The organism is Seohaeicola saemankumensis (genome assembly GCF_021021435.1).
Lineage (GTDB): Bacteria > Pseudomonadota > Alphaproteobacteria > Rhodobacterales > Rhodobacteraceae > Seohaeicola.
This window is the reverse complement of the sequence record NZ_JAINWI010000009.1, coordinates 152489-177399: the sequence shown is the minus strand read 5'-3', so window position 1 is coordinate 177399 and position 24911 is coordinate 152489. Positions and strand designations below refer to the sequence as shown.

Genomic DNA, 24911 nt, shown 5'->3' with positions numbered 1-24911 from the left:
ACTACCCGGCCGCGCGCAGTAAAGCTTGCGCGATCAGGGCAGGCACGTCCCTGTGCTGACCGATCGGGGGCAGGACAGGGCCATCAAAACCGGCCTCTTCCATGGCTTCTGGAATGTCGCCCACGACATGGCCGGCCTCAAGCGCGAAGAAGGGCAGGCAGATCCCCGCGCTCAATTCCCGCGCCTGATCCGCCAGAAACGGGCCTTCCTCGACAAAACCCGCGAGGATGCGCCCGAAACCCGTCAGCGGGCCAAGCTTTGCGACCATTGCATGGGTGCTGTCGGCAGATGTGCGCGAGACCTTACTGCCATGGGCCGCCACCAGCAGCGAAGATACGACAGGATCAATCCCCGCAGCGGTTGCAGCTTCAAGCGCGACACGGGCCATCAGGTCGGGCAGGGCAGGATCAATCCCGAAAGGCGCTGTCTGCAGCGTCTCTGTTGCGCCTGCATCCGCCAGACGGCGGGGCAGCAAGGTGCCGGTAAAGAAGCCTTCGGCCATGAAGAACGGATAGACCAGCGGCGCGTTCAAGCCCTCAAGTGCGGCTTCCAGCGCGCCTTCAGCCGCCATTGTCGCGCCGCGCAGGCGCCAGCCTTGCGGCAGATGCTGCGCGGTAGCTGTGGCCAAAGCTTGCAACACGGCCTCTTGCGGGGCAGGATCGGCGGGCGCGCCATGTGCCACGATCAACGCGTCGCGCGGTGTCGCGGTCATTTGCCGGAAGCGCCTTGTTCCTCGTGCAAGCGGCGCGCCTCGTCAGATTCGAACCCGGCCCATGGACGATCCGTTCCCGTGGCAGATACCCTGTCACGGTTGACGTTGGTGTGCAGGTTCGCCTTGGCAATGAAATGCGCCGTGATCGGGGCTGTCAGGAACAGAAACAGCGTGATCATCAACTCGTGAAAGCTGAATTGGCCCTGTGCAAAAAGAAAATACAGCATTGACGCGATCAACACACCGCCCACGCCCAGCGTGGTGGCTTTGGTCGGGGCATGCAGTCGTGTCATCGGGTCGGGTAGCTTGATCAACCCGAAAGAACCGACAAATCCGAAGATACCAGCGACGACCAGAAACGCCGCAACGGTGACTTCCTGCCAGAGTTCCATATCCATTCCTCCGGTCATTCGATGATGTTGCCGCGCAGCATGAAGCGGGCATAGGCAACTGTTGAGATGAAACCGACCATCGCAATCAGGATCGAGGCCTCGAAATAGACGGCGGTGCCTTCGATGATCCCGTAAAGCACAAGGATCGCGATGAAGTTGATCACCATCGTATCCAGCGCAAGGATGCGGTCGGGCACACCGGGGGCTTTGACCACGCGCCAGAGGTTCATCAGCAGCGCAAGGGTAAAGCAGGCGGTCGCGAAGATCAGGGCAGAGGACAGGATCATTCGAAAATCTCCTTCAATCGGCGCTCGTAGCGCTGCTTGATTTCGTCCCTCACAGCGTCGGGATCAGCCGCATTCAGGCAATGCACCAGCAGGCTGCGGCCATCTGCGGCGATGTCGCTGCTCACCGTGCCCGGAGTCATGGTGATCGTGCCCGCCAGCACGGTGATTGCCTCGGGGCTGTGCAGGTCCAGTGGAATGGTTACCCATGTCGGGCGCATATTGGTGTTGCTGGTGAACAGGATGGTCTTGGCAACCACGACATTGGCGACAACGATGTCCCACAGGACGACCAAAATGAACTCGATGATCATCATGGGGTTTTTCAGTCGCGGTCGGTCTGGCCAGTAGGGGGCTGTGATCAGCGGGATCACGATCCCGAGGATCAGCCCGAACACGATCGTGCCAAGCGAAACATAGTTGACCAGCATTTGCCAGACCGCGACGAGCAGCAGCGTCAGCAATGGATGAGGCAGGAAACGGGCGATCATTTCTTCGACCCCTCAAGTGGCAGGTTTTCAGCTTCGATCGCGCGCGGAGTTTCCAGCACGGCAGCAATATAGGACTGCTTGTCGAAAACCTGCGCCGATGTGTCAGACAGGAAAGCAGTGACAGGACCGGCAAAGACCGTGATCGCCACGATTGCTGCGACCAGTCCGCCGGTTGCCACGAAGGGCAGGGCGGCAGCGGTGCCGGACGGGGTCTGCTCCGTGGCATCGGGTTCAACCTTCCAGAACACCATGCTGCCTGCACGCGCAAAGCCCACCACAGCCACAAGCGAGGTGATCAGGATCGCGGCCCAGATCACCCAGACCAGATTGTGATCGCGCACGGCGTCAAGCACCAAGAGCTTGCCCAGAAAGCCCGACAGTGGCGGCATGCCGGCCATGGCGATGGCGGTGGCGAAAAAGAAGGCCGCAATGAGACCGTTCTGCGCGATGGCAGGACGCGACGCGATGGTGTCATCCTCGGCCATGCGGCGGGCGCGGACCATGTCCACCACCAGAAACAGCGCGGCACCGGCCAGCGTGGAATGGATCATGTAGTAAAGCGCGGCCGTGATGGATTGCGGGGTGAACAGGGCAATGGCGATCAGCAAGGTGCCCATCGACCCGATGGCCGCGAAGGCTGCAAGCCGTCCCAGATGGCTGGCCCCCAGCACACCGATCATCCCGATGGCCAATGTGACAATAGCGGCAGGCAGCAACCACGGGCCGATGATGTCAGCCGTGGCCATGACATCCGGCCCGAAGACTAGCGTGTAGATGCGGATGATCGCATAGGCGCCGATCTTGGTCATGACCGCGAACAGCGCTGCAACAGGTGCAGGGGCCTCGGCATAGGTGGCGGGAAGCCAGAAATGCAACGGGATTAGCGCGGCTTTGACCGCAAAGACCAGCAGCAGCAGCATGGCCGCCACGCGGATCATCGCGGTATCATCCGCAGGCAGGTCGGCCACGCGGAGGGCCAGATCGGCCATGTTCAGCGTGCCTGTCACCGCATAGATCGTGCCAAGCGCGAACAGGAACAGCGTCGAGCCCAGCAGGTTGTAGATTACATATTGCACGCCAGCGCGCAGCCTTGGGGCACCGCCGCCATGGATCATCAGACCATAGGAGGCGATCAACAGCACCTCGAAGAACACGAACAGGTTGAAGGCGTCGCCTGTCAGGAAAGCGCCAAAAATGCCCATCAACTGGAACTGGAACAGCGCGTGGAAGTGGTTGCCGCGCTTGTCCCAACCCGAACCGATGGCATAAAGAACCACCGCCAGTGCCAGCAGGGCAGTCAGCAGCACCATCATGGCCGACAGCCTGTCCAGCACCAGAACGATGCCGAAGGGGGCGGGCCAGTTACCAAGCTCGTAAACGTCAATCTGGCCCGACATGCTGTGCACCAGCAGACCGATCCCGATGCCGACCAGCGCCACGGTCGATGCTACGGAAAACACGCGCTGTGTCGAAACCTGATACCGCAGGGCCAAAATGATGACCGCCGCGACAAGGGCAGGCAGCAGGACGGGCGCAATGATCCAGTGGTTCATTTGCCCACCTCCTGCTCGTCGGCAGCGTCGCCGGACAGGTTCACATGATCATTCTTCGAGGACAGGAAAGCCCCCAATGCCATCAGCACAACAACGGCTGTCATCCCGAATGAAATCACAATCGCTGTCAGCACCAGTGCTTGCGGCAATGGGTCCGCATAGGTGGGTGTGTTGTTGAGCAGCACGGGCGGCAGGTTGATTGCGATCCGGCCCGAGGCGAACAGAAACAGGTTCACCGCATAGGTCAGCATCGAGATGCCAAGAATGACCGGAAAGGTACGTAGGCGCAGGGTCAGATAGATCCCTGCGGCGGTCAGCGCGCCGATTGCACTAGCAAGTAGATATTCCATTACGCGTCCTTCGCCTCCTGCGGCATATCCCGCGAGGGGTCGATATCCATGGGGTAGGGGCTGGGCCGTTCTCCGGCTCGGTGGGCAAAGCGTGACAGGCTTTCCAGCGCCAGCATCACGGCACCCACGACGCATAGGAACACGCCTACGTCGAAGGCCATTGCTGTGGCCAGTTCAAATTCGCCCATTGGGGGGATCTGGAAATAGCCGTAATTACTGGTCAGGAAGGGGCGATCCGCGAACCACGACCCGATCCCTGTGAAGGCGGCTGCAAAGACACCCAGCGCAATGATCGTGTGATAGGGATACCGTTGACGCGCTGCGGCCCAGTCAAAGCCGCTGGCCATGTATTGCATGACCAGAGCGATGGCCACGATCAGACCGGCGATAAACCCGCCGCCCGGCTCGTTATGGCCGCGCAGGAAGATGAAGACACCGACCATCAGCGCAATGGGCATCATCACGCGCGTGGCGACAACCATCATCAGCGGGTGGCGGTCACCGGCCTCGTTCGGGTTGACGGGCCGGTTTTTCAGCGCTGCGCCCACAGGGCTGTCGAGCACGGATTCCGTCATGGCGAAAATTACCAGCGCGGCAATACCCAGCACGATGATCTCGCCGAACGTATCGAAGCCGCGGAAGTCCACAAGGATCACGTTCACCACATTGGTGCCGCCACCGCCGGGCTTGGAGTTCGCCAGATGGAAGGCCGAGATACTCTCTTGCGAAAAATCCGACAGCAGCATTGCCAAGGCAAGTCCCCCCACGGCCAAACCGCCCAGTATCGCAATCATGCCGTCCCGCCAATGTTTGGTGTTGGTGCTTTCATTGGGCGTGGTCTTTGGCAGAAAGTTCAGGGCCAGAAGCAGCAGGATAATCGTCACCACCTCGACCGAGATCTGCGTCAGCGCCAGATCGGGCGCTGACATATAGGCAAATGCGACAGACACGATCAGTCCGGCAATCCCCATCAGGACAAGCGCCAGCAGGCGGTTGCGATGAAAGGCCACCATGCAGCCTGTGGCAACAATCAGCAGGAACCAACCGGTCAGGGGCACCAGCCCGAATTCCTGCACTTCACGCAGCGGGGCAGCGGCTGTGCCGCCGAACCATGCCGTAGTGCCGGCAGCGATCACAGCGACGATAAAGACAGAGGCGTAGCGTGTCATCGCACCGTTATGCAGCCCGTCCGTTAGCGACTGTGCGGCGCGGGTGACGGCTCCGACGATCGCGTCGAACATCACCTTGGCCTCAGGACGGCGCGCCTTGATCCATCCCGCATCCAGGGGGCGGTGCAGTGCCAACAACGCCAGCCCGCCCACGACCGCGATGATCGACAGGAACAGCGGCAGGTTCACACCATGCCAGATCTTGAGCGAGTAATAAGGCAGATCGTCCCCGATCACAGCGCCCGATGCCACAGCGACCAATGGGCCGACCATCAGCGCAGGCATGATACCGATCAGCACGACCAGAACCGCCAGCAGCGCGGGCGATGCCCACATGCCAAAGCCCGGATCATGCGGCTTGGCGGGGTAGTCGTCGCGCTTGGGCCCAAGGAAAGTATGTACGATCAGACGGAACGAATAGGCGACCGAGAAAAGCGCGCCCAGTGTTGCCAGCGCTGGAATGATCCAAGGATTGCCGCTCCAGACCGTATTTCTGGCCGCGTCCAGCATCATCTCTTTGGACAGGAAGCCGTTGAACAGCGGAATACCCGCCATCGACAGGCCTGCGACTGTGACAATCGTAAAGGTCACGGGCATCAGGTGGCGCAGGCCGCCCAAGCGTTTGATGTCGCGTGTATGTGTCTCGTGATCCACGATCCCCGCGCTCATGAAAAGCGCCGCCTTGAACGTGGCGTGGTTGATGATGTGGAATACCGCAACCACCGCGGCAAAGGGCGTGCCGAAGCCCAGCAGCATGGTGATCAGGCCCAGATGCGACACCGTCGAAAAGGCCAGCAGTGCCTTCAGGTCATCCTTGAACAGCGCGATCACCGCGCCCAGCACCATCGTGATCAGGCCTGTCGTGGCGACAATGTAGAACCATTCGGGTGTTCCCGCCAGCACTGGCCAGAGGCGTGCCATCAGGAACAGGCCCGCCTTCACCATCGTGGCCGAATGCAGATAGGCTGAAACCGGCGTCGGCGCGGCCATCGCGTGCGGCAGCCAGAAATGGAACGGAAACTGCGCCGATTTGGTGAAGCAGCCCAGCAGGATCAGGATGAGTGCAGGCAGATAAAGCGGGCTGGCCTGGATCAGCTCCTTGTTATCAAGGATCACGGTCAGGTCATAGCTGCCGACGATATTGCCAAGGATCAGCATCCCCCCGATGAGGGCCAGACCACCCATGCCGGTGACAGCCAGCGCCATACGCGCACCCTGGCGGCCTTCGGGCAGGTGCTTCCAATAGCCGATCAGCAGGAAGGACGACAGCGAGGTCAGTTCCCAGAAGATCAGCAAAAGCAGGATGTTGTCGGACAGGACAATGCCCACCATCGCGCCCTGAAACAACAACAGATAGGTATAGAACTGCCCCATCGGGTCTTGCCGCGCCAGATAGAAGCGGGCGTAGATGATGATGAGCAGGCCGATCCCGAGGATCAGCCCCGCGAAAAGCAGGCCAAGACCGTCCAGAAAGAAATTCACGTTGAGCCCCAGCAAGGGCATCCATTCCAGTTGAAACTGGATCACCTCGCCGCGCATCACGGCGGGGGCATGGACCAGAAGACCGACAAGCGCTGTCAGCGTGACCGAGGCCGTTGTCCAGGCGCAGGCATCACGACCCGCACGGATCATCAGTCCCGGCAGAAGCGCACCCAGAAACGGAAGGGCAGCGATAAGAATCAGAGTCACGAACAGGGCTCCTTGATCAAACTGTCATACCGTAGACGGCAAACCGGTTGCGCCGTTTTAAAGAGGATGAAACCCAATGTGCAACACGGTTTCACCCCGACCGGTCCAAGGAGCCCCCCAAACCGGCAGTTTCACTTTAATAACAGGCTCCAGATGCGCGCTGCCCTGCGATTTGGGGTGTTTTCGAGCAGACGCAATAGTTTGGCTGCGGTTTTTCGTTCTGTTCCACCAAGATTGACGCTGCGTCAACCTCAAGGCGGCGATTAGCGCACGGTCAGAACGGGGATTTTCGCATGCCGGACAACTTTTCCGCTGTTGGAACCGACCATGAGCGTCCGCAGATCGTCGGAGTGTAGCGCTGCGATCACGATCAGATCGGCCCCCACGGAATCTGCCATCATCAGGATGCGTTCAGCGATATGACCATGTCCGACATGGGTTTTGACAGACAGGTCCTGCGGAAGTTCCTGCGCGGCCAGTTCCTTGAGACGCGTTTTCATCATCTGGAGCGAGGTTGCCTCGAAATCGCGGGGCAGGGATTGCGCCACCCAAGCCGAGCCGATGTCATGCACTACCCCCAGCAAGTGCAGCGTCCCTGTCGTTCCCGCCAGTTCCACCGCCATGGGCAAGGACTTTGCCCATGATTCAGGATGTTCGATGTCTACGGGTAGCAGGATATTCTTGAACATGGCGCGCCCCCCTTCAGGCGGTCTGCGGCAGCGCTGCCGCGCGCCGCCGTTGCATCATCACAACTCCGCCCAACAGCAGCAGCGCCGGCAGGAAGATCCAATATTTCGACGGCTGCGGAATGGGGGCCAAGACCTGCGTGATCTCCTGATCCCAATCGAAACCGGCTTCCTGCGCGGGACTGCCGAAGGCGGCATTATCCACGATCACCTGATCGCCCTGCACGATCACCTCGAGACCCGAGGCCAGCAGACGCTCCTCGCCTGTCTCGCCCTCGCCAATCGGCAGCAGGGCGACAAAGCTGATCGGATCGCCCAGATCGTTCAGCCCGTCGATCCGCAGGCGTAGCAACTCTCCGGTCGGGGTGTTGATGGCCGCCTCCTCAATCTGCGTAGGGGGCAGGATGTCATAGGGCGGCGCGATCATGTCCATCCAGAAACCGGGCCGGAACAGGCTGAAGGCGACCAGCAGAAGGATCGCGGATTCGTAGATGCGGTTGCGCGTGATGAACCAGCCCTGCGTCGCGGCGGCGAAAAGAAGCATTGCCACTGTGGCGACAACAAAAACGAAAATGCCCTGCACCCAGGTTACGTTGATCAGCAACAATTCGGTGTTGAAGATGAACAGGAATGGCAAGGCAGCGGTGCGGAGCGAATAGAAAAACGCCACGCCGCCTGTTTTTATCGGATCACCGCCCGATACGGCAGCGGCGGCAAAACTGGCCAGCCCGACAGGTGGGGTCACATCCGCCATGATGCCGAAGTAGAAGACGAACAGATGCACCGCGATCAGCGGCACGATCAAACCGTTCTGCTGGCCCAGCGTCACGATGACAGGGGCCAGCAGAGCCGAGACCACGATATAGTTGGCCGTTGTGGGCAGACCCATACCAAGGATCAGCGAGAGCACAGCCGTCAGCAGCAGGATCGCAAGGATGTAACCACCCGACAGCACCTCGACTACATCTGCAAGTGACGAGCCGACCCCCGTCTGGCTGACCGCGCCCACGATGATACCTGCAGTCGCCGTAGCGATGCCGATACCGATCATGTTGCGCGCACCGGCGACAAGACCCTCGATCAGGTCAACAAAGCCCTGACGCATGGCCAGCCCGATCTCACCCTCGCGGCGCAGCACGGCCATGATGGGGCGCTGCGTGATCAGGATGAAGACCATGAAGGCCGCGGCCCAAAACGCCGACAGGCCGGGACTCAAACGGTCGACCATCAAAGCCCAGACCAGCACGACCACCGGCAGGATGAAATGCAGTCCCGAGCGCACGGTCGGACCGGGTAGGGGCAGTTTGGTCACCGGCGCGTTGGGGTCTTCCATCTTGAGCGGTGCCTCGCGTGCAGCGACGCGCAGCAAGGCCACATAGACCAGGATCAGCAAGGCAAAGATCACAAAGCCGGCGGAGTCGCCGAAAGTGGGGCGGATCCAGCCCATGCCATAATAGACGCCGAAGCTAAGCGCGCAGATGACCGCGATGGTGAAGGCGATGCCGATCAGGCGCTGGATGATGGGGGGCGGTTCATAGGCGCGAGGCAGGCCCTTCATATTCGCCTTCATCGCCTCGAGATGGACGATATAGACCAGCGCGATATAGCTGATCACAGCGGGCAGGAAGGCGTGCTTGACTACGTCGAAATAGGAAATGCCGACATATTCGACCATCAGAAAGGCCGCAGCCCCCATGACAGGGGGCATGATCTGGCCGTTGACCGAGGATGCGACCTCGACCGCGCCCGCCTTTTCCGATGAAAAGCCCACGCGTTTCATCAGCGGAATGGTGAAGGTGCCGGTCGTGACTACATTGGCGATGGACGAGCCGGAGATGAGGCCGGTCATGGCCGAAGATACAACCGCTGCCTTGGCAGGCCCGCCGCGCATATGCCCCATCAGGCTGAAAGCCACCTGAATGAAGTAATTGCCGGCACCCGCCTTATCCAGCAGAGAGCCGAACAGCACGAACAGGAAAACGAAAGAGGTCGAAACCCCCAAGGCAATGCCGAAAACGCCTTGGGTTGTGATCCACTGGTGGTTGACCACTTCATTCAGCGAATTGCCTTTGTGCGCGATGATGGACGGCATCATCTGGCCGAAGAATGTGTAAATCAGGAAAATGCTGGCGACGATCATCAGCGCCGGTCCCAGCGCGCGGCGTGTCGCCTCAAGCAGCACGAGTATGCCGATCACGGCAATGATCCGGTCCTGAAGGATCGGCGCGCCGATGCGGCGGCTGATTTCCGCATAGAACACAAAGACATAAAGAGCGGTTGCCGCGCCAATGATGGCAAGTGCCCATTCCCAAGACGGCACGCGCTGGCGCGGCGAACCCAGCAGCACAGCGCCGATCAGGATCGCGCCCACAAGCGGAATCCACCAAACCGGATCGCCGGAACTGGCCCCGTGCATGAAGGCGGCGCACACAGCAACCGGTACACCGATCGCCAGAACTGTCTGGAACGCGCCTTTGGCGGCAGGATAGGCGGCGAAGGCCAGAAACAGCGCGAAAGCCAGATGGAAGGACCGCGCCTCGGTGTCGTTAAAAATGCCGAAACCCAGCATGAAGGGGATTGGTGAGGCGATCCAGAGCTGGAACAGCGACCATGCCAGCGCCACGACCGTGATGAACATGGCCACAGGGGCCGAGGGCGTGCGCCCGCCCGTATCGGCCGCGGCAACCAGTGCGTCGATCTCTTCCTGGCTCAGCCCTTCGGCTGTGGATCGAGCAGAGGCGTTGCGTTGGGGGTCATCGCTCATCTTCGGGGTCCCTGCTGTTGTTTTTCAGGCCCACGGTTTTGTCCCGTGTGTCGGCTTCCGGCCCGCTGCGAAAAGCGGGCCGGAAAAAGTCATGCAGAGAGCAGGATCACTCGATCCAGCCACGCTCGCGATAGTACTTTTCCGCACCGGGATGCAGCGGAGCCGAGTTGCCGTCCGCGATCATCTCTTCCTCGGTCAGGTTCGCAAAAGCGGGGTGCAGCCCCTTGAAGCGGTCGAAATTGTCGAACACGGCTTTGACGACGGTATAGACGATGTCCTCGTCCACATCGGCCGAAGTGACGAAGGTTGCCTTGACGCCGAAGGTTGTCGTGTCGTCGTCGTTATTGGCATACATGCCGCCGGGGATCGTGGCCTTGGCGTAATAGGGATTGTCCGCGATCAAGCTGTCGATTTCAGGGCCGGTCAGGTTGACCAGCTTGGAATCCACGGTCGATGTCGCTTCCTGGATTGAACCATTGGGGTGACCCACGGTGTAGACGATGGCATCGACCTTATTGTCGCCAAGAGCAGCGGCCTGTTCGGTGGGCTGCAATTCTGATGCCTGCCCGAAATCATCCATCGTCCAGCCCAAGGCGTTCAGCACGACATCCATCGTCGCGCGCTGGCCTGACCCCGGATTGCCGACATTGACGCGCTTGCCTTTGAGGTCGGCAAACTCGCTGACGCCCGCATCTGCACGCGCAAGGACGGTAAAGGGTTCGCCATGCACGGAAAAGACTGCGCGCAGCTTGTCATAGCCATCGCCCTCGAACTGCGATGACCCGTTATAGGCATGGAACTGCCAGTCGGACTGGGCCACGCCCATATCCATGTCGCCCGCCTTGATCGCGTTGATATTGGCGATGGAGCCGCCGGTCGACGGTGCTGTGCAGCGCAGGTTGTGATCAGCGGTATTGCGGTTCACCAGGCGGCAGATCGACTGTCCCACGACGTAGTAGACGCCGGTTTGTCCACCTGTGCCGATCGTGATGAAACGCTCCTGTGCATGGGCCACCTGCGCCGAGAGGGCGATGGCCGCAGTCATGGAGGCGACTTTGAAGATTTTCATTTTTTGTCTCCCTTGTTTCAAGCTCGGGTGCCGAGAGACGTCTAGCCTGTTTTCTGTTCTGCCTCGGGGTTTTAACAACCCGTGATTATATTTTGATCACAAGCCTAGCGGCATTTTTGCAAAGTGCAACGCAGGAAAGGCTTTACGTAAAGGTCAGCTTTGGAAATATGTTTATCAAGCATGTGAATTACATGACTTTTATTTCGCAATTCACTTTGGCAGGACGTGATCCAGCGCCAAGGCGAGTTTGTCGGTCAATTCGTCCAGTTGCCGGTCCTCGATAATGAATGGTGGGGCCAGCAGGATATGGTCGCCAATGCGCCCGTCAATCGTACCCGCCATGGGATAGCAGATCAGCCCAGCCTCGAATGCCGCGGTCTTGAGTTTGCCGGCGATTCCGCGCGCCGGATTGAAGGGGACTTTGGTCTCGCGGTCGGCAACCAGCTCGATGCCGCGGAACAATCCGCGCCCGCGAATATCACCGATATGGGGGTGCTGGCCAAAACGCGCCTCAAGCCGCTTGGCCAGCTTGTCACCTTGCACGCGCACCCGCGCGACCAAGTCCCTCTCGATGATCGAGGACACAACGGCCAGACCCGCCGCAGCCGCTGTGGGATGGCCGAGATAGGTGTGACCGTGCTGAAAAAAACCGCTGCCTGTGGCGATCGTGTCGTATATCTCTGCGCTGCACAGCATTGCGCCAATTGGCTGGTATCCCGCGCCCAAACCCTTGGCGATGCACAAGATATCAGGCGCGATCCCGTCCGCGTCGCAAGCGAACAGATGGCCTGTCCGCCCCATGCCACACATTACCTCATCAAGGATCAGAAGAATGCCGTATTGGTCGCAAATCTCGCGGATGCGTTTGAAATAGCCCGGTGCGGGTGTCAACGCGCCTGCCGTGGCGCCCACCACAGGTTCGGCCATAAAGGCCATGACCGTTTCGGGGCCGACGCGCAGCAATTCCTTTTCGAGTTCATTGGCCGCGCGGATGCCATAATCTTCTGCACTTTCGCCGTCGCGGCGCAAGCGGTAGTCGTAGCAGGGCGGGATGTGGCTGACATCCAGCAGAAGTGGCGCAAATTGTGCGCGGCGCCATTCATTGCCGCCCGCTGACAGCGCGCCGATGGTGTTGCCGTGATAGCTTTGCTGCCGCGCAATCAGGCGGCCGCGTTCTGGTTGACCTTTCTCGACCCAGTATTGGCGGGCCAGTTTGATCGCGGCCTCGGTCGCCTCGGACCCGCCCGAGACCAGATAGACACGGTCAAGGCCTTCGGGCGCATGTTCGATCAGCAGATCCGCCAGCGCTTCGGCAGGCTCGGACGTGAAAAATCCGGTATGGGCAAAGGCTACCTTATCCAGTTGCGCCTTGATCGCGTCGATGATGGTCCTGTCACCGTGACCAAGGCAGGAGACAGCCGCGCCGCCCGAGCCGTCGAGATATCGCTTGCCGGTCGAATCGATCAGGTAGCAACCTTCGCCACCTGCAACTGTGGGCAGGTTCTGGCGGGAATGGCGGGGAAAGATATGGGGCATTGGCAGGCTCTCCTGATGGTTGTGCCAGCCTAATCCTCGGCGCTTGATGGTGCAATTGCCTTGCGGGGCTTCCCAAAAAAGTAAAATAAAACAGTTAGTTAGAATGTTTGTCGGTGATGTATTTCAAACCTAAAAGATTTATACTTGAAATAAATTCAGGTGCGGATAGGCTTTTTTAGTGGCTATCGGAAGGATGACGCGGAATGAAGATCGCATGTCTTGGGGGCGGGCCGGCTGGTCTCTACTTTGCCATCTCGATGAAGCTGCGCCAGCCTGACACGCAAGTGACGGTGTTCGAGCGGAACCGCGCCAATGACACTTTCGGCTGGGGCGTGGTGCTGTCGGATGATGCGCTGGGCAACCTTGAAGCCAATGATCCGGTCAGTGCCGCTACGATCCGCGAGAATTTTGCCTATTGGGATGATATCGCCGTGGTTCATGACGGGCATCGCACCGTGTCCGGCGGGCACGGGTTCGCGGGGATCGGGCGAATGAAGCTGCTGACGATCATGCAAGAGCGCGCGCGGGCTTTGGGTGTTGATCTGCAGTTCGAGACCGAGGTGGGGCCGGTCGAGGAATATGCGAAAGCTTATGATCTGGTAGTGGCCGCCGATGGCCTGAACAGCCGCGTCCGCAGCCAATGGGCCGAACATTTCAGGCCCGATGTCGACACAAGGTTATGCAAGTTCATCTGGCTGGGCACGCATCAAAAATTCGACGATGCCTTTACCTTTATTTTCGAAAAGACGCAGCATGGCTGGGTCTGGGCGCATGCCTATCAGTTCGACGACAAGACAGCGACTTTCATTGTGGAATGCACGCAGGACACATGGAATAAATGGGGTTTCGCCGATTTGTCCAAGGAAGACACTGTCGAGACCTGCCGCAAGGTTTTCGAGGGGCATCTTGGCGGGCATGATCTGATGTCGAACGCGCACCACCTGCGCGGCTCGGCTGTCTGGATCAACTTCCCGCGGGTGAATTGCGCGCATTGGCATCACCAGAACGTGGTGTTGATGGGCGATGCGGCGGCAACGGCGCATTTTTCGATCGGGTCAGGCTCAAGGTTGGCATTGGATAGCGCGATTGCTTTGGCGACCTATCTCGATACCGAACCCACGCTGGAGCAGGCTTTTGTCAAATACCAGGACGAACGGCGGCTGGATGTGTTGCGCTTGCAATCGGCGGCGCGCAACTCGCTTGAGTGGTTCGAGGAGGTCGAGAGGTATCTGGACCTTGATCCGGTGCAGTTCAATTACTCGCTGCTGACCCGCAGCCAACGGATCAGCCACGAAAACCTGCGCCTGCGCGATCCGGAATGGCTGGCCTCGGCCGAACGCTGGTTCCAGACGCAGGCGGGCGTGCCCCAGGATGCGCCGTTGCGCGCGCCGATGTTCGCGCCGTTCAAGCTGCGAGATATGGAACTGGCGAACAGGATCGTCGTGTCACCCATGGCGCAATACAAGGCTGTGGATGGTTGCCCGACAGACTGGCACTTCGTGCACTACGCCGAGCGCGCCAAAGGCGGCGCGGCGCTGGTCTATACGGAAATGACCTGCGTATCGCCCGAAGGACGGATCACGCCGGGTTGTCCCGGGCTCTATGCGCCCGAACATGAGGCGGCTTGGCGGCGTCTGGTGGAGTTCGTGCACCTCGAGACAGAGGCGAAAATCTGCTGTCAGATCGGACATTCAGGGCGCAAGGGATCAACGCAGCTTGGCTGGGACGTGATGGATGCGCCTTTGCCTGCGGGCAATTGGGATATCATGTCAGCCTCGGCTATCCCGTGGTCCAAGACTAACGCCACCCCGCGCGAGATGACACGCGCCGATATGGACAAGGTAACGGCGGAATTCGTCGCGGCGACGGAAATGGCCGCACGGGCAGGTTTCGATATGGTCGAACTGCATGCCGCCCATGGCTATCTCGTGTCGTCCTTCATCTCGCCCTTGTCGAATCTGCGGACGGATGACTTTGGCGGCAGTCTGGAGAACCGGATGCGCTGGCCGCTTGAGGTATTTAAGGCGATGCGGGCGGTATGGCCTGCAGGTCAGCCCTTCTCTGTCCGGATCTCCGCCAATGACTGGGTAGGCGACGACGGTGTGACGCCGGAAGAAGCGGTCAAGATCGCGCGGATGTTCCACGGCGCAGGCGCGGATATCATCGACGTATCTGCTGGCCAGACATCCACCCAAGCGCGGCCCGTCTATGGGCGCATGTTCCAGACGCCGTTCAGCGACCGAATCCGCAACGAGGCGGGTTTGGCGACGATGGCGGTGGGCAATATCTATGAGCCAGATCACGTCAACTCGATCCTGATGGCAGGGCGGGCTGATCTGGTCTGCCTGGCGCGGCCGCATTTGGCCGATCCTTATTGGACGCTGCACGCAGGCACCGCGATTGGCGATCGTCATGCAAGCTGGCCGCTGCCTTACATCGCGGGGCGCGATCAGGCGTGGCGGCTGGCCGAGCGTGACGCGGAACAGGTGGGCAAAGTATGACAAGGCGTATTCTTGTGACAGGTGGCGGATCGGGGATCGGACGTGTCGTGGCACGGGCCTTTGCTGCGGAGGGCGACCACGTGACGATCACAGGCCGACGCATCAAGGCGTTGCAGGACACCGCTGCGGGGTTCGACATGGACTGTCGCACCGCCGATGTCACGGACGAGGCGCAGGTGCAGGCATTGTTCGATGCGCCTTTCGATGTGGTCATCGCCAATGCGGGAGGCGGAGTTGCGGGCAAGCTGCGGTCTGTCACGCTGGACGACTGGAACGCGACGCTTGCGGTGAACATGACCGGCACGTTTCTGGTTTTTCGTGAGGCTTTGCACCAGATGCCATCCGGCGGGCGACTGATCGCCATGGCCTCGACCGCCAGCCTCAAGGGCGGGGCGACGATTCCGGCCTATGCGGCGGCAAAGCATGGCGTGCTGGGGCTGGTGCGGTCGGTGGCGCAGGAGGTGGCAAAAAAGGGCATCACCTGCAATGCGGTCTGCCCCGGTTTCGTGGAAACGTCTCTGGCCGAGGCCGCTATCAGCGCGGTTTCCAAGCGGTTCGATCTGGACCGCGACGCGGCCATTGCCGAGGTCGTCAGCGGCAACCCGATGGGCCGCCTGATCGCGCCGGACGAGGTTTCAGCAGCGGTGATGTTTCTGGCCTCGCCTGCGGCGTCGATGGTGAACGGGCATGCGCTGTCTGTCGCAGGGGGAGAGATATGACTGGCAAACCGGAACTCATGTTGGCCGAGCAAAGCTCGAAAGAGCGGCTGCGGCTCTGGCTGCGGCTGTTGGCCGTGACCCGCAAGATCGAAGCGGAACTGCGCGAACGGATGCGGACCGAATTTGACAGCACCTTGCCACGCTTTGACGTGCTGGCCGCCCTCAGCCGCAACGAACAGGGGCTGCGAATGTCAGCGCTTTCGAGCGTGCTGCGGGTCTCGAACGGCAATGTCACGGGGATTGTGGACCGTCTGGCCGATGACGGGCTGGTGGTGCGTGTGCCGGTGGCAGGCGATCGCCGCGCCATGCTGGTACGGCTGACCGCGCGCGGCAAAGAGGTTTTCGCGCGGCAGGCGGCGGAACACGAGGCGTGGCTTGATACGATGCTGGCGGAACTCAGCCCCGAGGAGGCGCGCAACTATGCGTCTCGGCTTAAGACGCTGGCGCAGAAACTGGATGAAAAAGGGATAACCGAATGACCGAGATGCGGAGCGATGTGGAGCACTTTCTGTGCAAGATCGAGAATGGGGTCGCGACTATCGCGCTGGACCGGCCCGAGCGGAAGAATCCGCTGACATTTCAGAGCTATGCCGAGTTGCGCGACTGGTTCCGTGATCTGGTCTATGCCGATGATGTGAAGGCGGTGGTGTTTGCCTCGAATGGTGGCAATTTCAGCTCGGGCGGGGATGTGCATGACATCATCGGACCGCTGACCAAGATGACGATGAAGGAATTGCTGGCCTTCACCCGCATGACCGGCGATCTGGTCAAGGCGATTGTCAATTGCGGCAAGCCTGTGATTGCGGCGGTAGACGGGATCTGTGTCGGTGCGGGGGCGATTATCGCAATGGCCTCGGATTTGCGGATCGGCACATCTGAGGCCAGGACTGCGTTTTTGTTCACGCGCGTCGGGCTTGCGGGCTGCGATATGGGCGCTTGCGCGATCCTGCCGCGCATTATCGGGCAGGGGCGGGCGGCAGAACTTCTATATACCGGCCGCGTGATGACGGCGGATGAGGCCGAGCGCTGGGGCTTCTTCAACCGTCTGGTGGCAGGGGATGAACTGGCGCAGGCGGCGCAGGACATGGCGGAGCGCATCGCGGCGGGGCCGAATTTCGGGCATATGATGACTAAAACCATGCTGGCGCAGGAATGGTCCATGTCGATTGACCAAGCCATTGAGGCCGAGGCGCAGGCGCAGGCGATCTGCATGCAGACGCAGGATTTCGTGCGGGCCTATGAGGCCTTTGTCGTGAAAGAAAAACCCGTGTTTGCAGGGGATTGAGCGATGGGATTGAGTATTTTTAGCACGATGAAACGGGGGGTGGCGCGCCATGGCTGATCGGTCGTTTCTGGACTGGCCGTTTTTCGAGAACCGGCATCGGGAACTGTCCGGCGCGCTGGATGCGTGGTGCGTGGCCAATCTGGGGACGGTGGATCATAGTGATACGGATGCGGCCTGCCGGTCCTTGGTCGCAATGCTGGGGCAGGGCGGCTGGTTGCGCCATTCCGGCGCGATGGACGGGGTATTGGATGTGCGGTCCCTGTGCCTGATCCGTGAGACATTGGCGCGCCATGACGGGCTGGCGGATTTTGCCTTTGCCATGCAGGGGCTGGGGACAGGGGCGCTGTCACTTTTCGGGAGCGATCAGCACAAGGCCGAGTGGCTAAGCCGAACGCGGGAGGGGCGGGCGATTTCGGCCTTTGCACTGACCGAGCCGCAATCGGGGTCGGATGTCGCCAACTCCACCATGACCGCGCAGGCGGATGAGGACGGGTTCATTCTGAACGGCGAGAAGACATGGATCTCCAATGGCGGGATCGCGGATGTCTATACCGTCTTTGCCCGCACGGGCGAGGCGCCGGGCGCGCGGGGGCTGTCTGCCTTTGTTGTACCGGCGGATCTGCCGGGGTTTGAGGTGGTGGAGCGGTTGGAGACTATCGCACCGCATCCGCTGGCCTTGCTGCGTTTTGATGGCGTGCGGGTGCCGCGCGATGCACTGATCGGGCAAAACGGTCAGGGGTTCCGCATTGCAATGTCGGTGCTGGACGTATTCCGCTCGACTGTGGCGGCGGCGGCTTTGGGGTTTGCGCGTCGCGCGCTGGACGAGGCTCTGGCGCGCGTGCAGGCGCGTCAGGTGCAGGGCGCGCCGCTGTTCGATTTGCAGATGGTGCAGGGGCATATCGCGGATATGGCGCTCCGCGTCGATGCGGGAGCCTTGCTGGTCTACCGTGCAGCATGGACCAAGGATGCCGGTGCTGCGCGCGTGACGCGCGAGGCGGCGATGGCCAAGCTTTATGCCACGGACGAGGCGCAGAAGGTCATCGACATGGCCGTGCAACTGCATGGCGGCGATGGGGTGCGCTCGGGTGCTGTTGTGGAACGGCTTTACCGCGAGATCAGGGCGCTACGGATCTATGAGGGCGCGTCGGACGTGCAGCGGGTCGTGATTGCACGGCAAACCATAGGGGCCTTTCAAGGGGAATGATGCAGATGCTGGGACCAAGCGCGCATGTCGATACCTTCACGCGGGATAACCTGCCGCCCTTGGACCAATGGCCGGATTTCTTGTTGGATGGGTTTGATTACCCCGAACGGATGAATGCGGGCGTCGAGTTGACCGATGCGATGGTCGCGCGCGGATTTGGCGACCGGACCGCGCTGATCGGGAACGGGCGCAGGCGCACCTATAAGGAACTGGCCGACTGGACCAACCGTCTGGCCCATGCGCTTGTTGAGGATCTGGGCGTCAAACCCGGCAACCGGGTGCTGATCCGCTCGGCCAACAACCCCGCGATGGTCGCGTGCTGGCTGGCCGCGACCAAGGCGGGTGCGGTGGTGGTGAACACCATGCCGATGCTGCGGGCAGGCGAGTTGACCAAGATCGTGGACAAGGCTGAGATCACCCATGCTCTGTGCGATACAAGGTTGATGGACGAGATGGAGGCCTGTGCGGCGGGATCGCGCTTCGTGACGCGGGTTGTCGGGTTTGACGGCACATCCAACCATGACGCCGAACTGGACCGACTGGCCCTTGAAAAACCCGTGCAGTTTGATGCTGTGCCGACAGGACGCAATGATGTGGCGTTACTGGGTTTCACGTCCGGCACGACGGGGGCGCCCAAGGCCACGATGCATTTTCACCGTGATCTGATGATCATTGCCGATGGCTATGCGCGCGAAGTACTGGATGTTGTGCCCGAGGATGTGTTTGTCGGATCGCCGCCCCTGGCCTTTACCTTTGGTCTAGGTGGGTTGGCGGTGTTTCCGCTGCGCTTTGGTGCTGCGGCAACGCTGCTCGAAAATGCCTCGCCGCCCAATATGATCGAGATTATCCAGAAATATCGCGCGACGGTGTGCTTTACTGCGCCCACCGCTTACCGCGCGATGCTGGCCGCGATGGACCGCGGCGCCGATCTGTCCAGCCTGCGCGCAGCGGTCTCGGCGGGTGAGACTTTGCCCGCGCCGGTTTACGACGAATGGATGGCAAAGACCGGCAAGCCGATGCTGGACGGGATCGGGGCGACGGAACTGCTCCATATTTTCATCTCGAACCGCTTCGATGACCATCGCCCCGCCTGCACCGGCAAGACGGTGACCGGCTATGAGGCGAAAGTGATCGGTGAAGACGGGCAGGAGGTGGCGCGCGGCACCGTGGGCAAGCTGGCCGTGCGCGGGCCGACGGGGTGCCGGTATCTGGCCGATGACAGGCAGGCCGAATATGTGCGGGATGGCTGGAACGTCACCGGCGATGCCTTTGTGATGGACGATGACGGCTATCTGCATTTTGTGGCGCGCAATGACGATATGATCATCTCGTCGGGTTACAATATCGCGGGGCCCGAGGTCGAGGCGGCACTTCTGGCGCATGACCATGTCGCCGAATGCGCGGTAATCGGTGCGCCGGACGAGGCGCGCGGCGCTATTGTTCAGGCGCATGTGGTTTTACGGGCAGGGGCAACGGCGTCGGATGACATGGTCAAGGCCCTGCAGGATCACGTCAAGGCGCAGATCGCGCCTTTCAAATATCCCCGGATCATCGTGTTTTGCGACAGCTTGCCCAAAACCGAAAGCGGCAAGATCCAGCGGTTCCGCCTGAAGGAGGGGCATGAATGACCTGTCTGTTCATCCAGATCCGCTGCACACCCGGCACGACCTATAGCGTGGCGGAACAGATCGTGCTGCGGGAAATCCACTCCGAGCTTTACTCGACATCCGGGGCGTTTGACCTTCTGATGAAGCTGTATATTCCTGAGGGTGCGGATGTGGGCAAATATATCAATGACAATCTGCTGGATATTTCCGGCATCGAACGCACCCTGACGACGCCGACTTTCAAGGCGTTCTGAAGGGTAATGACAACAAAGACGACGTGAAAAGACCAACAAAACCAATGCGGAGGTAATGAAATGACACTGACGAAACTGGGCCTGATGGCTACAACAGCGATGCTGATGGCAGGAACGGCCATGGCCGAGACCAAGGTCAAGGTCGGGATGATCACCACGCTGTCCGGCGGCGGTGCCGGCCTTGGCATCGACGCGCGCGACGGCTTCATGCTGGCGCTGAAACTGTCCGGCAGCGACGAGGTCGAGGTGGTGATCGAGGATGACCAGCAAAAGCCGGAAGTTGCCGTGCAACTGGCCGACAAGATGATCCAGGCCGAGAATGTGGACGTCCTGACCGGCATCATCTGGTCCAACCTCGCAATGGCCGTGGTGCCGTCTGCTGTGGCGCAGGACAAGATCTATCTGTCGGTCAATGCGGGCCCTTCGGCCTTGGCGGGGGCGAATTGCCATCCCAACTACTTCAACGTCGCATGGCAGAATGATAACTTGCACGAGGCTGCAGGCGCTTATGCGACCACGACCGGCTATGGCAATACCTTCATTCTTGCGCCGAATTACCCTGCAGGCACCGATGCCTTGACCGGCTTCAAGCGCTTCTACGAGGGTGAACTGGCGGGCGAGGTCTATACCACGCTGGGCCAGACCGACTATGCGGCCGAGATCGCGCAAATCCGTGCTTCTGGCGCGGATTCGGTGTTCTTCTTCCTGCCGGGCGGCATGGGAATTTCCTTTATGAAGCAATATGCCGATAGCGGTGTAAATCTGCCGGTTGTCGGCCCCGCTTTCAGCTTTGATCAGGGCATACTTCAGGCTGTCGGTGCTGCGGCGCTGGGTGTAGTGAACACCTCGCAATGGGGCAAGGATCTGGACAATGCGGCGAACACGACCTTCGTGGCCGAGTTCCAGCAGGAATACGGGCGTCTGCCATCGCTTTACGCGTCGCAGGGCTATGACACGGCAAACCTGCTTTTGTCGGCGATCGGCAAGGCCGACATCTCGGACAAAGATGCGTTCCGTGCCGCACTGAAGGAGGCGGATTTCGCCAGCACGCGGGGTGACTTCAAGTTCGGGAATAACAACCACCCGATTCAGGACATCTATGTCCGTGAAGTGATCCAGGAAGGTGATGTCTTCACCAACAAGATCATCGGCACAGCGCTTGAAGACCATGTCGACGCCTATGCCGTCGACTGCAAGATGTAAGTAGCAAAACGGTCCCGGCGCGCTTGCGCCGGGGCCAGTCTGGCCGCCAGTTCCCTGCGCGCAAAGCGTGCGGGCAGGCCGGGGTCAATCTGAACGGACGGGCGCGATGACCTTTCTTCTTTTTGCCGAACAACTGCTGAACGGGCTGCAATTCGGGATCATGCTGTTCCTGATGGCGGCAGGCCTGACACTGGTTTTTGGCGTGATGGGCCTGATTAATCTGGCGCATGGCTCGCTTTACATGATCGGCGCTTTCGCAGCGGCAACCGTGGCGGGACTGACCGGATCTTTCTTGCTGGCGCTGGCTGCCAGTCTTGCGGCGGCGGCGGTGGCAGGCGCGGTGATCGAAATGACGGTGATCAGGCGGCTTTATAAACGCGACCATCTGGATCAGGTGCTGGCGACTTTCGCGCTGATCCTGATCCTGTCCGAAGGCACGCGCTGGGTCTTTGGGTCTTTCCCGCTCTATCTTGATGTGCCCTCCTATCTGTCAGGGCCGGTCACGCTGCCGGGGGGAATACAATATCCGCTTTACCGGCTGACCATCATCGTGGCGGGGCTGATCGTGGCGGCGGGGTTGTTCGCCCTGATCGCGCGCACCCGCATCGGCATCCAGATCCGCGCAGGCGAGGCGGACCGTGAGATGATCGCGGCGCTGGGCGTTGATATCTCGAAGCTTTACACGCTGGTTTTCGCGTTGGGGGCCGCGCTGGCAGGTCTGGCAGGGGCAATGGTGGGCGCCATCCAGTCGGTGCAGGTCGGCATGGGCGAGCCTGTGCTGATCTTGGCCTTTGTTGTTATCGTGATTGGCGGGATCGGCTCGATCAAGGGCGCGCTGGTGGGCTCGTTGCTGGTGGGTGTGACCGATACGATGGGGGGCGTCCTGCTGCCCCGCATGTTTGGGCTGTTCATGGATGCCTCTGCCGCGACGACCGTCGGGGCATCCTTGTCGTCCATGCTGATCTACATCCTGATGGCCGCGGTACTGATCGTGCGGCCATCCGGTCTTTACGGGAGCGCCTGACATGGCCCGCGAGACATATATCAATGCGGCTCTGACACTTGCGCTGGTGCTGGTGCCGCTCTGGGCATGGTCGACGGGGCAGGCCTATATCCTGACGCTTTGCACCAAGGTGGCGATCCTTGCGCTGGCGGGGGTCGGCCTGAATATCGCGCTGGGCCTTGGTGGGCTGGTCAGCTTCGGCCATGCGGCGTTTTTCGGCATCGGCGGCTATGCGATGGGCATTCTGGCCAGCCACGCGCAGATCATGGACCCGATTGCCGAATGGCCTTTCCTGATCGAGGGAACAAAATCCATGCCGGTGATCTGGCTGGTGGCGATGCTTGCCTCGGCCTTTGCCGCGCTGCTGATCGGGGCGCTCAGCCTGCGGACATCGGGTGTCTATTTCATTATGATCACACTGGCCTTCGGGCAGATGCTTTACTATTTCACCATCGGCTGGCCCGCCTATGGCGGCGAGGACGGGTTGTCGATCTATGTCCGCAACAGCTTTCCGGGGCTGAATACACTGGTGCCGGCGCAGTTCTTGATCCTTGCCTATGTGATCCTTGGTCTGGCGCTGCTGTTCTCGGCGCGTCTTGCCCGCGCACCTTTCGGGCTGGCCCTGACCGCAGCAAGGCAGAACGCGGACCGGGTCGAGACTGTGGGCATCACGCCGTTCAAGCTGCGGCTGGTGGCTTTCGTGATCTCGGGCGCGATCACGGGGCTGGCGGGGGCCCTTTTCGCTGATCTCAACCGCTTTATCAGCCCCACGATGTTCAGCTGGCATACCAGCGGCGAGATCATGATTTTCGTGATCCTGGGCGGGGTCGGGCGGCTATATGGCCCTGTAGCAGGGGCCGCGCTGTTCATCCTGCTGGAGCATCTTCTGGGCGGAATCAGCGACTATTGGCTGATCTATGTGGGCGCGCTGCTTCTGGGTGTGGTGCTGTTCGCGCGGGGTGGCCTGATCGGCACGCTGGCCGGACGTGAGGTGGCGCATGGCTGAGATTGTGTTGCAGACAAACGGCATCAGTAAATCCTTCGGCGCGCTGAAAGCCTCGGACAATATCAGCCTTGATTTGCGCGCGGGCGAGATCCACGCCCTGATCGGGCCGAACGGCGCGGGCAAGTCCACGCTGATCAAGCAGATCGCGGGCAATATGCAGCCTGACAATGGCACGGTGCAGTTTCTGGGGCGGGATGTCACCGCGCTGGATACCGTTGCGCGAGCGCGGTTGGGGCTGGGGCGGACGTTCCAGATCTCGGCGCTGGCGATGGAGTTTACGGTGCTGCAAAATGCGGTTCTGGGGGCTTTGGGTGAACGCGGCGGCGTGTTCCGGTTTTTCCGTCCGGTGATGAAAGACCGCGCCCTGCTGGAACGCGCGCGGGAGGCGCTGAAGCGGGTGGGTTTGCAGGATCATGCCGCGACACGGACCGCCGAATTGTCGCATGGCCAGCGCCGCCAGTTGGAAGTGGCTGTCGCGCTGACCCTCAAGCCGAAAGCGTTTTTGATGGACGAGCCGATGGCAGGGCTTGGCGCGGGCGGGTCGAAACGCCTGACAGGCTTTCTGGACGGGCTGCGCGCCGAGGCCCCGATCCTTTTGGTGGAGCATGACATGGACGCTGTTTTCGCCTTGGCCGACAGGATTTCCGTTCTGGTCTACGGGCAGGTCATTGCCACAGGCACTGCTGCCGAAATCCGCAGCAATGCCGAGGTGCGCCGCGCCTATCTTGGCGAGGAGGACGCGGCATGACCTTGTTATCTGTGGACAATCTACAAGTCCAATATGGTGCGTCGCAAGCGCTGTTCGGGGTCGGTTTCGACGTGGCCGAGGGCGAGGTCGTGGCCCTGATGGGGCGCAATGGCATGGGTAAAACAACCACGATCCATGCCATCTGCCGGATGGTGCCCGCGATAGGCGGGCGTATCGTCTTTGACGGACATGATCTGCTGGCCCTGCCATCCTTCCGTGCGTCAAGGCTGGGGCTTGGACTCGTGCCAGAGGGGCGGCGCTGCTTTGCGCCGCTGACAGTGCATGAAAACCTGATGGCCAGCGCGCGGCCCGGCCATTGGGATTTCGACCGGATCTGCACACTGTTCCCGCGTCTGGGCGAGCGGCGTGACCAGAAAGCGGCATCGCTGTCGGGGGGTGAACAACAGATGCTGGCGATCGCGCGCGCGCTGATGACAAACCCTCGCCTGCTGCTCTTGGACGAGGCGACCGAAGGTCTGGCCCCTGTCGTTCGGCAGGAAATCTGGGCCGCGATTGCGGTGCTGAAACGCGACAGCGGACTTGCGATAGTTGTGGTCGACAAGGCGTTGAAAGAATTGAACAAGATTGCCGACCGTGCAGTCATTATCGAGCGCGGGCAAACGGTCTGGGCGGGCCAGTCTGCCGATCTGACGGCTGATCTGGCCGACCGTTATCTGGGGGTCTGA

Annotated in this window: 23 protein-coding genes; 12 read left to right on the top strand and 11 right to left on the bottom strand. The window is 60.8% G+C overall.

The features are described 5' to 3' along the window. Position 1: 1 nt before the first annotated feature. The 11 genes from K7H22_RS06165 to K7H22_RS06115 form a co-directional block, all read right to left on the bottom strand. A complete protein-coding gene (locus K7H22_RS06165) occupies positions 2-712 on the bottom strand; it encodes a CbiX/SirB N-terminal domain-containing protein (protein ID WP_230799855.1) in 711 nt (236 codons plus the stop codon). Then, positions 709-1110: a Na+/H+ antiporter subunit G gene (locus tag K7H22_RS06160; protein ID WP_230799854.1), complete on the bottom strand. Its 402-nt coding sequence runs from the start codon at positions 1108-1110 to the stop codon at positions 709-711. Before K7H22_RS06160 ends, K7H22_RS06165 begins: the two co-directional genes overlap by 4 nt. A gap of 8 nt (positions 1111-1118) precedes the next feature. After that, positions 1119-1391 (bottom strand): K+/H+ antiporter subunit F, encoded by a 273-nt coding sequence (locus tag K7H22_RS06155; RefSeq protein WP_269063031.1) that lies wholly within the window; start codon positions 1389-1391, stop codon positions 1119-1121. Continuing rightward, positions 1388-1879 (bottom strand): Na+/H+ antiporter subunit E, encoded by a 492-nt coding sequence (locus tag K7H22_RS06150; protein ID WP_230799853.1) that lies wholly within the window; start codon positions 1877-1879, stop codon positions 1388-1390. Before K7H22_RS06150 ends, K7H22_RS06155 begins: the two co-directional genes overlap by 4 nt. Next, the gene (locus tag K7H22_RS06145; protein WP_230799852.1) at positions 1876-3432 is read right to left on the bottom strand and encodes a monovalent cation/H+ antiporter subunit D; all 1557 of its coding nucleotides are present in this window, start codon (positions 3430-3432) and stop codon (positions 1876-1878) included. Before K7H22_RS06145 ends, K7H22_RS06150 begins: the two co-directional genes overlap by 4 nt. Next, a complete protein-coding gene (locus K7H22_RS06140; RefSeq protein WP_230799851.1) occupies positions 3429-3782 on the bottom strand; it encodes a Na+/H+ antiporter subunit C in 354 nt (117 codons plus the stop codon). The genes K7H22_RS06145 and K7H22_RS06140 overlap by 4 nt, the downstream gene beginning before the upstream one ends. Then, entirely contained in the window at positions 3782-6640 is a 2859-nt protein-coding gene (locus K7H22_RS06135; RefSeq protein WP_230799850.1) for a monovalent cation/H+ antiporter subunit A, read from the bottom strand. The genes K7H22_RS06140 and K7H22_RS06135 overlap by 1 nt, the downstream gene beginning before the upstream one ends. Before the next feature lie 263 nt (positions 6641-6903). Next, a complete protein-coding gene (locus K7H22_RS06130) occupies positions 6904-7329 on the bottom strand; it encodes a universal stress protein (protein WP_230799849.1) in 426 nt (141 codons plus the stop codon). Positions 7330-7342: 13 nt separating this feature from the next. Beyond that, on the bottom strand, positions 7343-10090 hold the full coding sequence (locus tag K7H22_RS06125; RefSeq protein WP_230799848.1) for a TRAP transporter permease: 2748 nt from the start codon (positions 10088-10090) through the stop codon (positions 7343-7345). A 106-nt stretch (positions 10091-10196) separates the two neighbouring features. Continuing rightward, positions 10197-11159: a TAXI family TRAP transporter solute-binding subunit gene (locus tag K7H22_RS06120; RefSeq protein WP_230799847.1), complete on the bottom strand. Its 963-nt coding sequence runs from the start codon at positions 11157-11159 to the stop codon at positions 10197-10199. A 210-nt stretch (positions 11160-11369) separates the two neighbouring features. Further along, the gene (locus K7H22_RS06115) at positions 11370-12695 is read right to left on the bottom strand and encodes an aspartate aminotransferase family protein (RefSeq protein ID WP_230799846.1); all 1326 of its coding nucleotides are present in this window, start codon (positions 12693-12695) and stop codon (positions 11370-11372) included. 203 nt (positions 12696-12898) lie between these two features. On the opposite strand from K7H22_RS06115, the gene K7H22_RS06110 reads away from it, so the two are divergent. The 12 genes from K7H22_RS06110 (at position 12899) to K7H22_RS06055 (ending at position 24911) form a co-directional block, all read left to right on the top strand. Then, positions 12899-15196, top strand: coding sequence for a bifunctional salicylyl-CoA 5-hydroxylase/oxidoreductase (locus tag K7H22_RS06110; RefSeq protein ID WP_230799845.1), 2298 nt, complete (start codon positions 12899-12901; stop codon positions 15194-15196). Continuing rightward, the gene (locus K7H22_RS06105) at positions 15193-15915 is read left to right on the top strand and encodes an SDR family NAD(P)-dependent oxidoreductase (RefSeq protein ID WP_230799844.1); all 723 of its coding nucleotides are present in this window, start codon (positions 15193-15195) and stop codon (positions 15913-15915) included. Before K7H22_RS06110 ends, K7H22_RS06105 begins: the two co-directional genes overlap by 4 nt. Next, positions 15912-16394 (top strand): MarR family winged helix-turn-helix transcriptional regulator, encoded by a 483-nt coding sequence (locus tag K7H22_RS06100; RefSeq protein ID WP_230799843.1) that lies wholly within the window; start codon positions 15912-15914, stop codon positions 16392-16394. The genes K7H22_RS06105 and K7H22_RS06100 overlap by 4 nt, the downstream gene beginning before the upstream one ends. 5 nt (positions 16395-16399) lie before the next feature. After that, positions 16400-17200: an enoyl-CoA hydratase family protein gene (locus K7H22_RS06095; protein WP_230799973.1), complete on the top strand. Its 801-nt coding sequence runs from the start codon at positions 16400-16402 to the stop codon at positions 17198-17200. Positions 17201-17249: 49 nt separating this feature from the next. Further along, positions 17250-18404: an acyl-CoA dehydrogenase family protein gene (locus tag K7H22_RS06090; protein ID WP_230799842.1), complete on the top strand. Its 1155-nt coding sequence runs from the start codon at positions 17250-17252 to the stop codon at positions 18402-18404. A 5-nt stretch (positions 18405-18409) separates the two neighbouring features. Beyond that, complete coding sequence (locus K7H22_RS06085) at positions 18410-20032, top strand: AMP-binding protein (protein ID WP_230799841.1); 1623 nt, start codon at positions 18410-18412, stop codon at positions 20030-20032. Beyond that, on the top strand, positions 20029-20265 hold the full coding sequence (locus K7H22_RS06080; protein WP_230799840.1) for an Lrp/AsnC ligand binding domain-containing protein: 237 nt from the start codon (positions 20029-20031) through the stop codon (positions 20263-20265). Before K7H22_RS06085 ends, K7H22_RS06080 begins: the two co-directional genes overlap by 4 nt. Before the next feature lie 60 nt (positions 20266-20325). Next, the gene (locus tag K7H22_RS06075; RefSeq protein ID WP_419248155.1) at positions 20326-21468 is read left to right on the top strand and encodes an ABC transporter substrate-binding protein; all 1143 of its coding nucleotides are present in this window, start codon (positions 20326-20328) and stop codon (positions 21466-21468) included. 106 nt (positions 21469-21574) lie between these two features. Further along, positions 21575-22492, top strand: coding sequence for a branched-chain amino acid ABC transporter permease (locus tag K7H22_RS06070; RefSeq protein ID WP_230799839.1), 918 nt, complete (start codon positions 21575-21577; stop codon positions 22490-22492). Between the two features lies 1 nt (position 22493). After that, positions 22494-23477 (top strand): branched-chain amino acid ABC transporter permease, encoded by a 984-nt coding sequence (locus K7H22_RS06065; protein WP_230799838.1) that lies wholly within the window; start codon positions 22494-22496, stop codon positions 23475-23477. Next, positions 23470-24225, top strand: a complete 756-nt coding sequence (locus K7H22_RS06060; protein ID WP_230799837.1) for an ABC transporter ATP-binding protein — start codon at positions 23470-23472, stop codon at positions 24223-24225. Before K7H22_RS06065 ends, K7H22_RS06060 begins: the two co-directional genes overlap by 8 nt. Continuing rightward, positions 24222-24911: an ABC transporter ATP-binding protein gene (locus tag K7H22_RS06055; protein WP_230799836.1), complete on the top strand. Its 690-nt coding sequence runs from the start codon at positions 24222-24224 to the stop codon at positions 24909-24911. Before K7H22_RS06060 ends, K7H22_RS06055 begins: the two co-directional genes overlap by 4 nt.

What these genes read in the sequence shown, in the direction of transcription:
- K7H22_RS06165 (WP_230799855.1), bottom strand. Translation starts at nt 712, where the DNA reads ATGACCGCGACACCGCGCGACGCGTTGATCGTGGCACATGGCGCGCCC.
- K7H22_RS06160 (WP_230799854.1), bottom strand. Translation starts at nt 1,110, where the DNA reads ATGGATATGGAACTCTGGCAGGAAGTCACCGTTGCGGCGTTTCTGGTC.
- K7H22_RS06155 (WP_269063031.1), bottom strand. Translation starts at nt 1,391, where the DNA reads ATGATCCTGTCCTCTGCCCTGATCTTCGCGACCGCCTGCTTTACCCTT.
- K7H22_RS06150 (WP_230799853.1), bottom strand. Translation starts at nt 1,879, where the DNA reads ATGATCGCCCGTTTCCTGCCTCATCCATTGCTGACGCTGCTGCTCGTC.
- K7H22_RS06145 (WP_230799852.1), bottom strand. Translation starts at nt 3,432, where the DNA reads ATGAACCACTGGATCATTGCGCCCGTCCTGCTGCCTGCCCTTGTCGCG.
- K7H22_RS06140 (WP_230799851.1), bottom strand. Translation starts at nt 3,782, where the DNA reads ATGGAATATCTACTTGCTAGTGCAATCGGCGCGCTGACCGCCGCAGGG.
- K7H22_RS06130 (WP_230799849.1), bottom strand. Translation starts at nt 7,329, where the DNA reads ATGTTCAAGAATATCCTGCTACCCGTAGACATCGAACATCCTGAATCA.
- K7H22_RS06125 (WP_230799848.1), bottom strand. Translation starts at nt 10,090, where the DNA reads ATGAGCGATGACCCCCAACGCAACGCCTCTGCTCGATCCACAGCCGAA.
- K7H22_RS06120 (WP_230799847.1), bottom strand. Translation starts at nt 11,159, where the DNA reads ATGAAAATCTTCAAAGTCGCCTCCATGACTGCGGCCATCGCCCTCTCG.
- K7H22_RS06115 (WP_230799846.1), bottom strand. Translation starts at nt 12,695, where the DNA reads ATGCCCCATATCTTTCCCCGCCATTCCCGCCAGAACCTGCCCACAGTT.
- K7H22_RS06110 (WP_230799845.1), top strand. Translation starts at nt 12,899, where the DNA reads ATGAAGATCGCATGTCTTGGGGGCGGGCCGGCTGGTCTCTACTTTGCC.
- K7H22_RS06105 (WP_230799844.1), top strand. Translation starts at nt 15,193, where the DNA reads ATGACAAGGCGTATTCTTGTGACAGGTGGCGGATCGGGGATCGGACGT.
- K7H22_RS06100 (WP_230799843.1), top strand. Translation starts at nt 15,912, where the DNA reads ATGACTGGCAAACCGGAACTCATGTTGGCCGAGCAAAGCTCGAAAGAG.
- K7H22_RS06095 (WP_230799973.1), top strand. Translation starts at nt 16,400, where the DNA reads ATGCGGAGCGATGTGGAGCACTTTCTGTGCAAGATCGAGAATGGGGTC.
- K7H22_RS06090 (WP_230799842.1), top strand. Translation starts at nt 17,250, where the DNA reads ATGGCTGATCGGTCGTTTCTGGACTGGCCGTTTTTCGAGAACCGGCAT.
- K7H22_RS06085 (WP_230799841.1), top strand. Translation starts at nt 18,410, where the DNA reads ATGCTGGGACCAAGCGCGCATGTCGATACCTTCACGCGGGATAACCTG.
- K7H22_RS06080 (WP_230799840.1), top strand. Translation starts at nt 20,029, where the DNA reads ATGACCTGTCTGTTCATCCAGATCCGCTGCACACCCGGCACGACCTAT.
- K7H22_RS06075 (WP_419248155.1), top strand. Translation starts at nt 20,326, where the DNA reads ATGACACTGACGAAACTGGGCCTGATGGCTACAACAGCGATGCTGATG.
- K7H22_RS06070 (WP_230799839.1), top strand. Translation starts at nt 21,575, where the DNA reads ATGACCTTTCTTCTTTTTGCCGAACAACTGCTGAACGGGCTGCAATTC.
- K7H22_RS06065 (WP_230799838.1), top strand. Translation starts at nt 22,494, where the DNA reads ATGGCCCGCGAGACATATATCAATGCGGCTCTGACACTTGCGCTGGTG.
- K7H22_RS06060 (WP_230799837.1), top strand. Translation starts at nt 23,470, where the DNA reads ATGGCTGAGATTGTGTTGCAGACAAACGGCATCAGTAAATCCTTCGGC.
- K7H22_RS06055 (WP_230799836.1), top strand. Translation starts at nt 24,222, where the DNA reads ATGACCTTGTTATCTGTGGACAATCTACAAGTCCAATATGGTGCGTCG.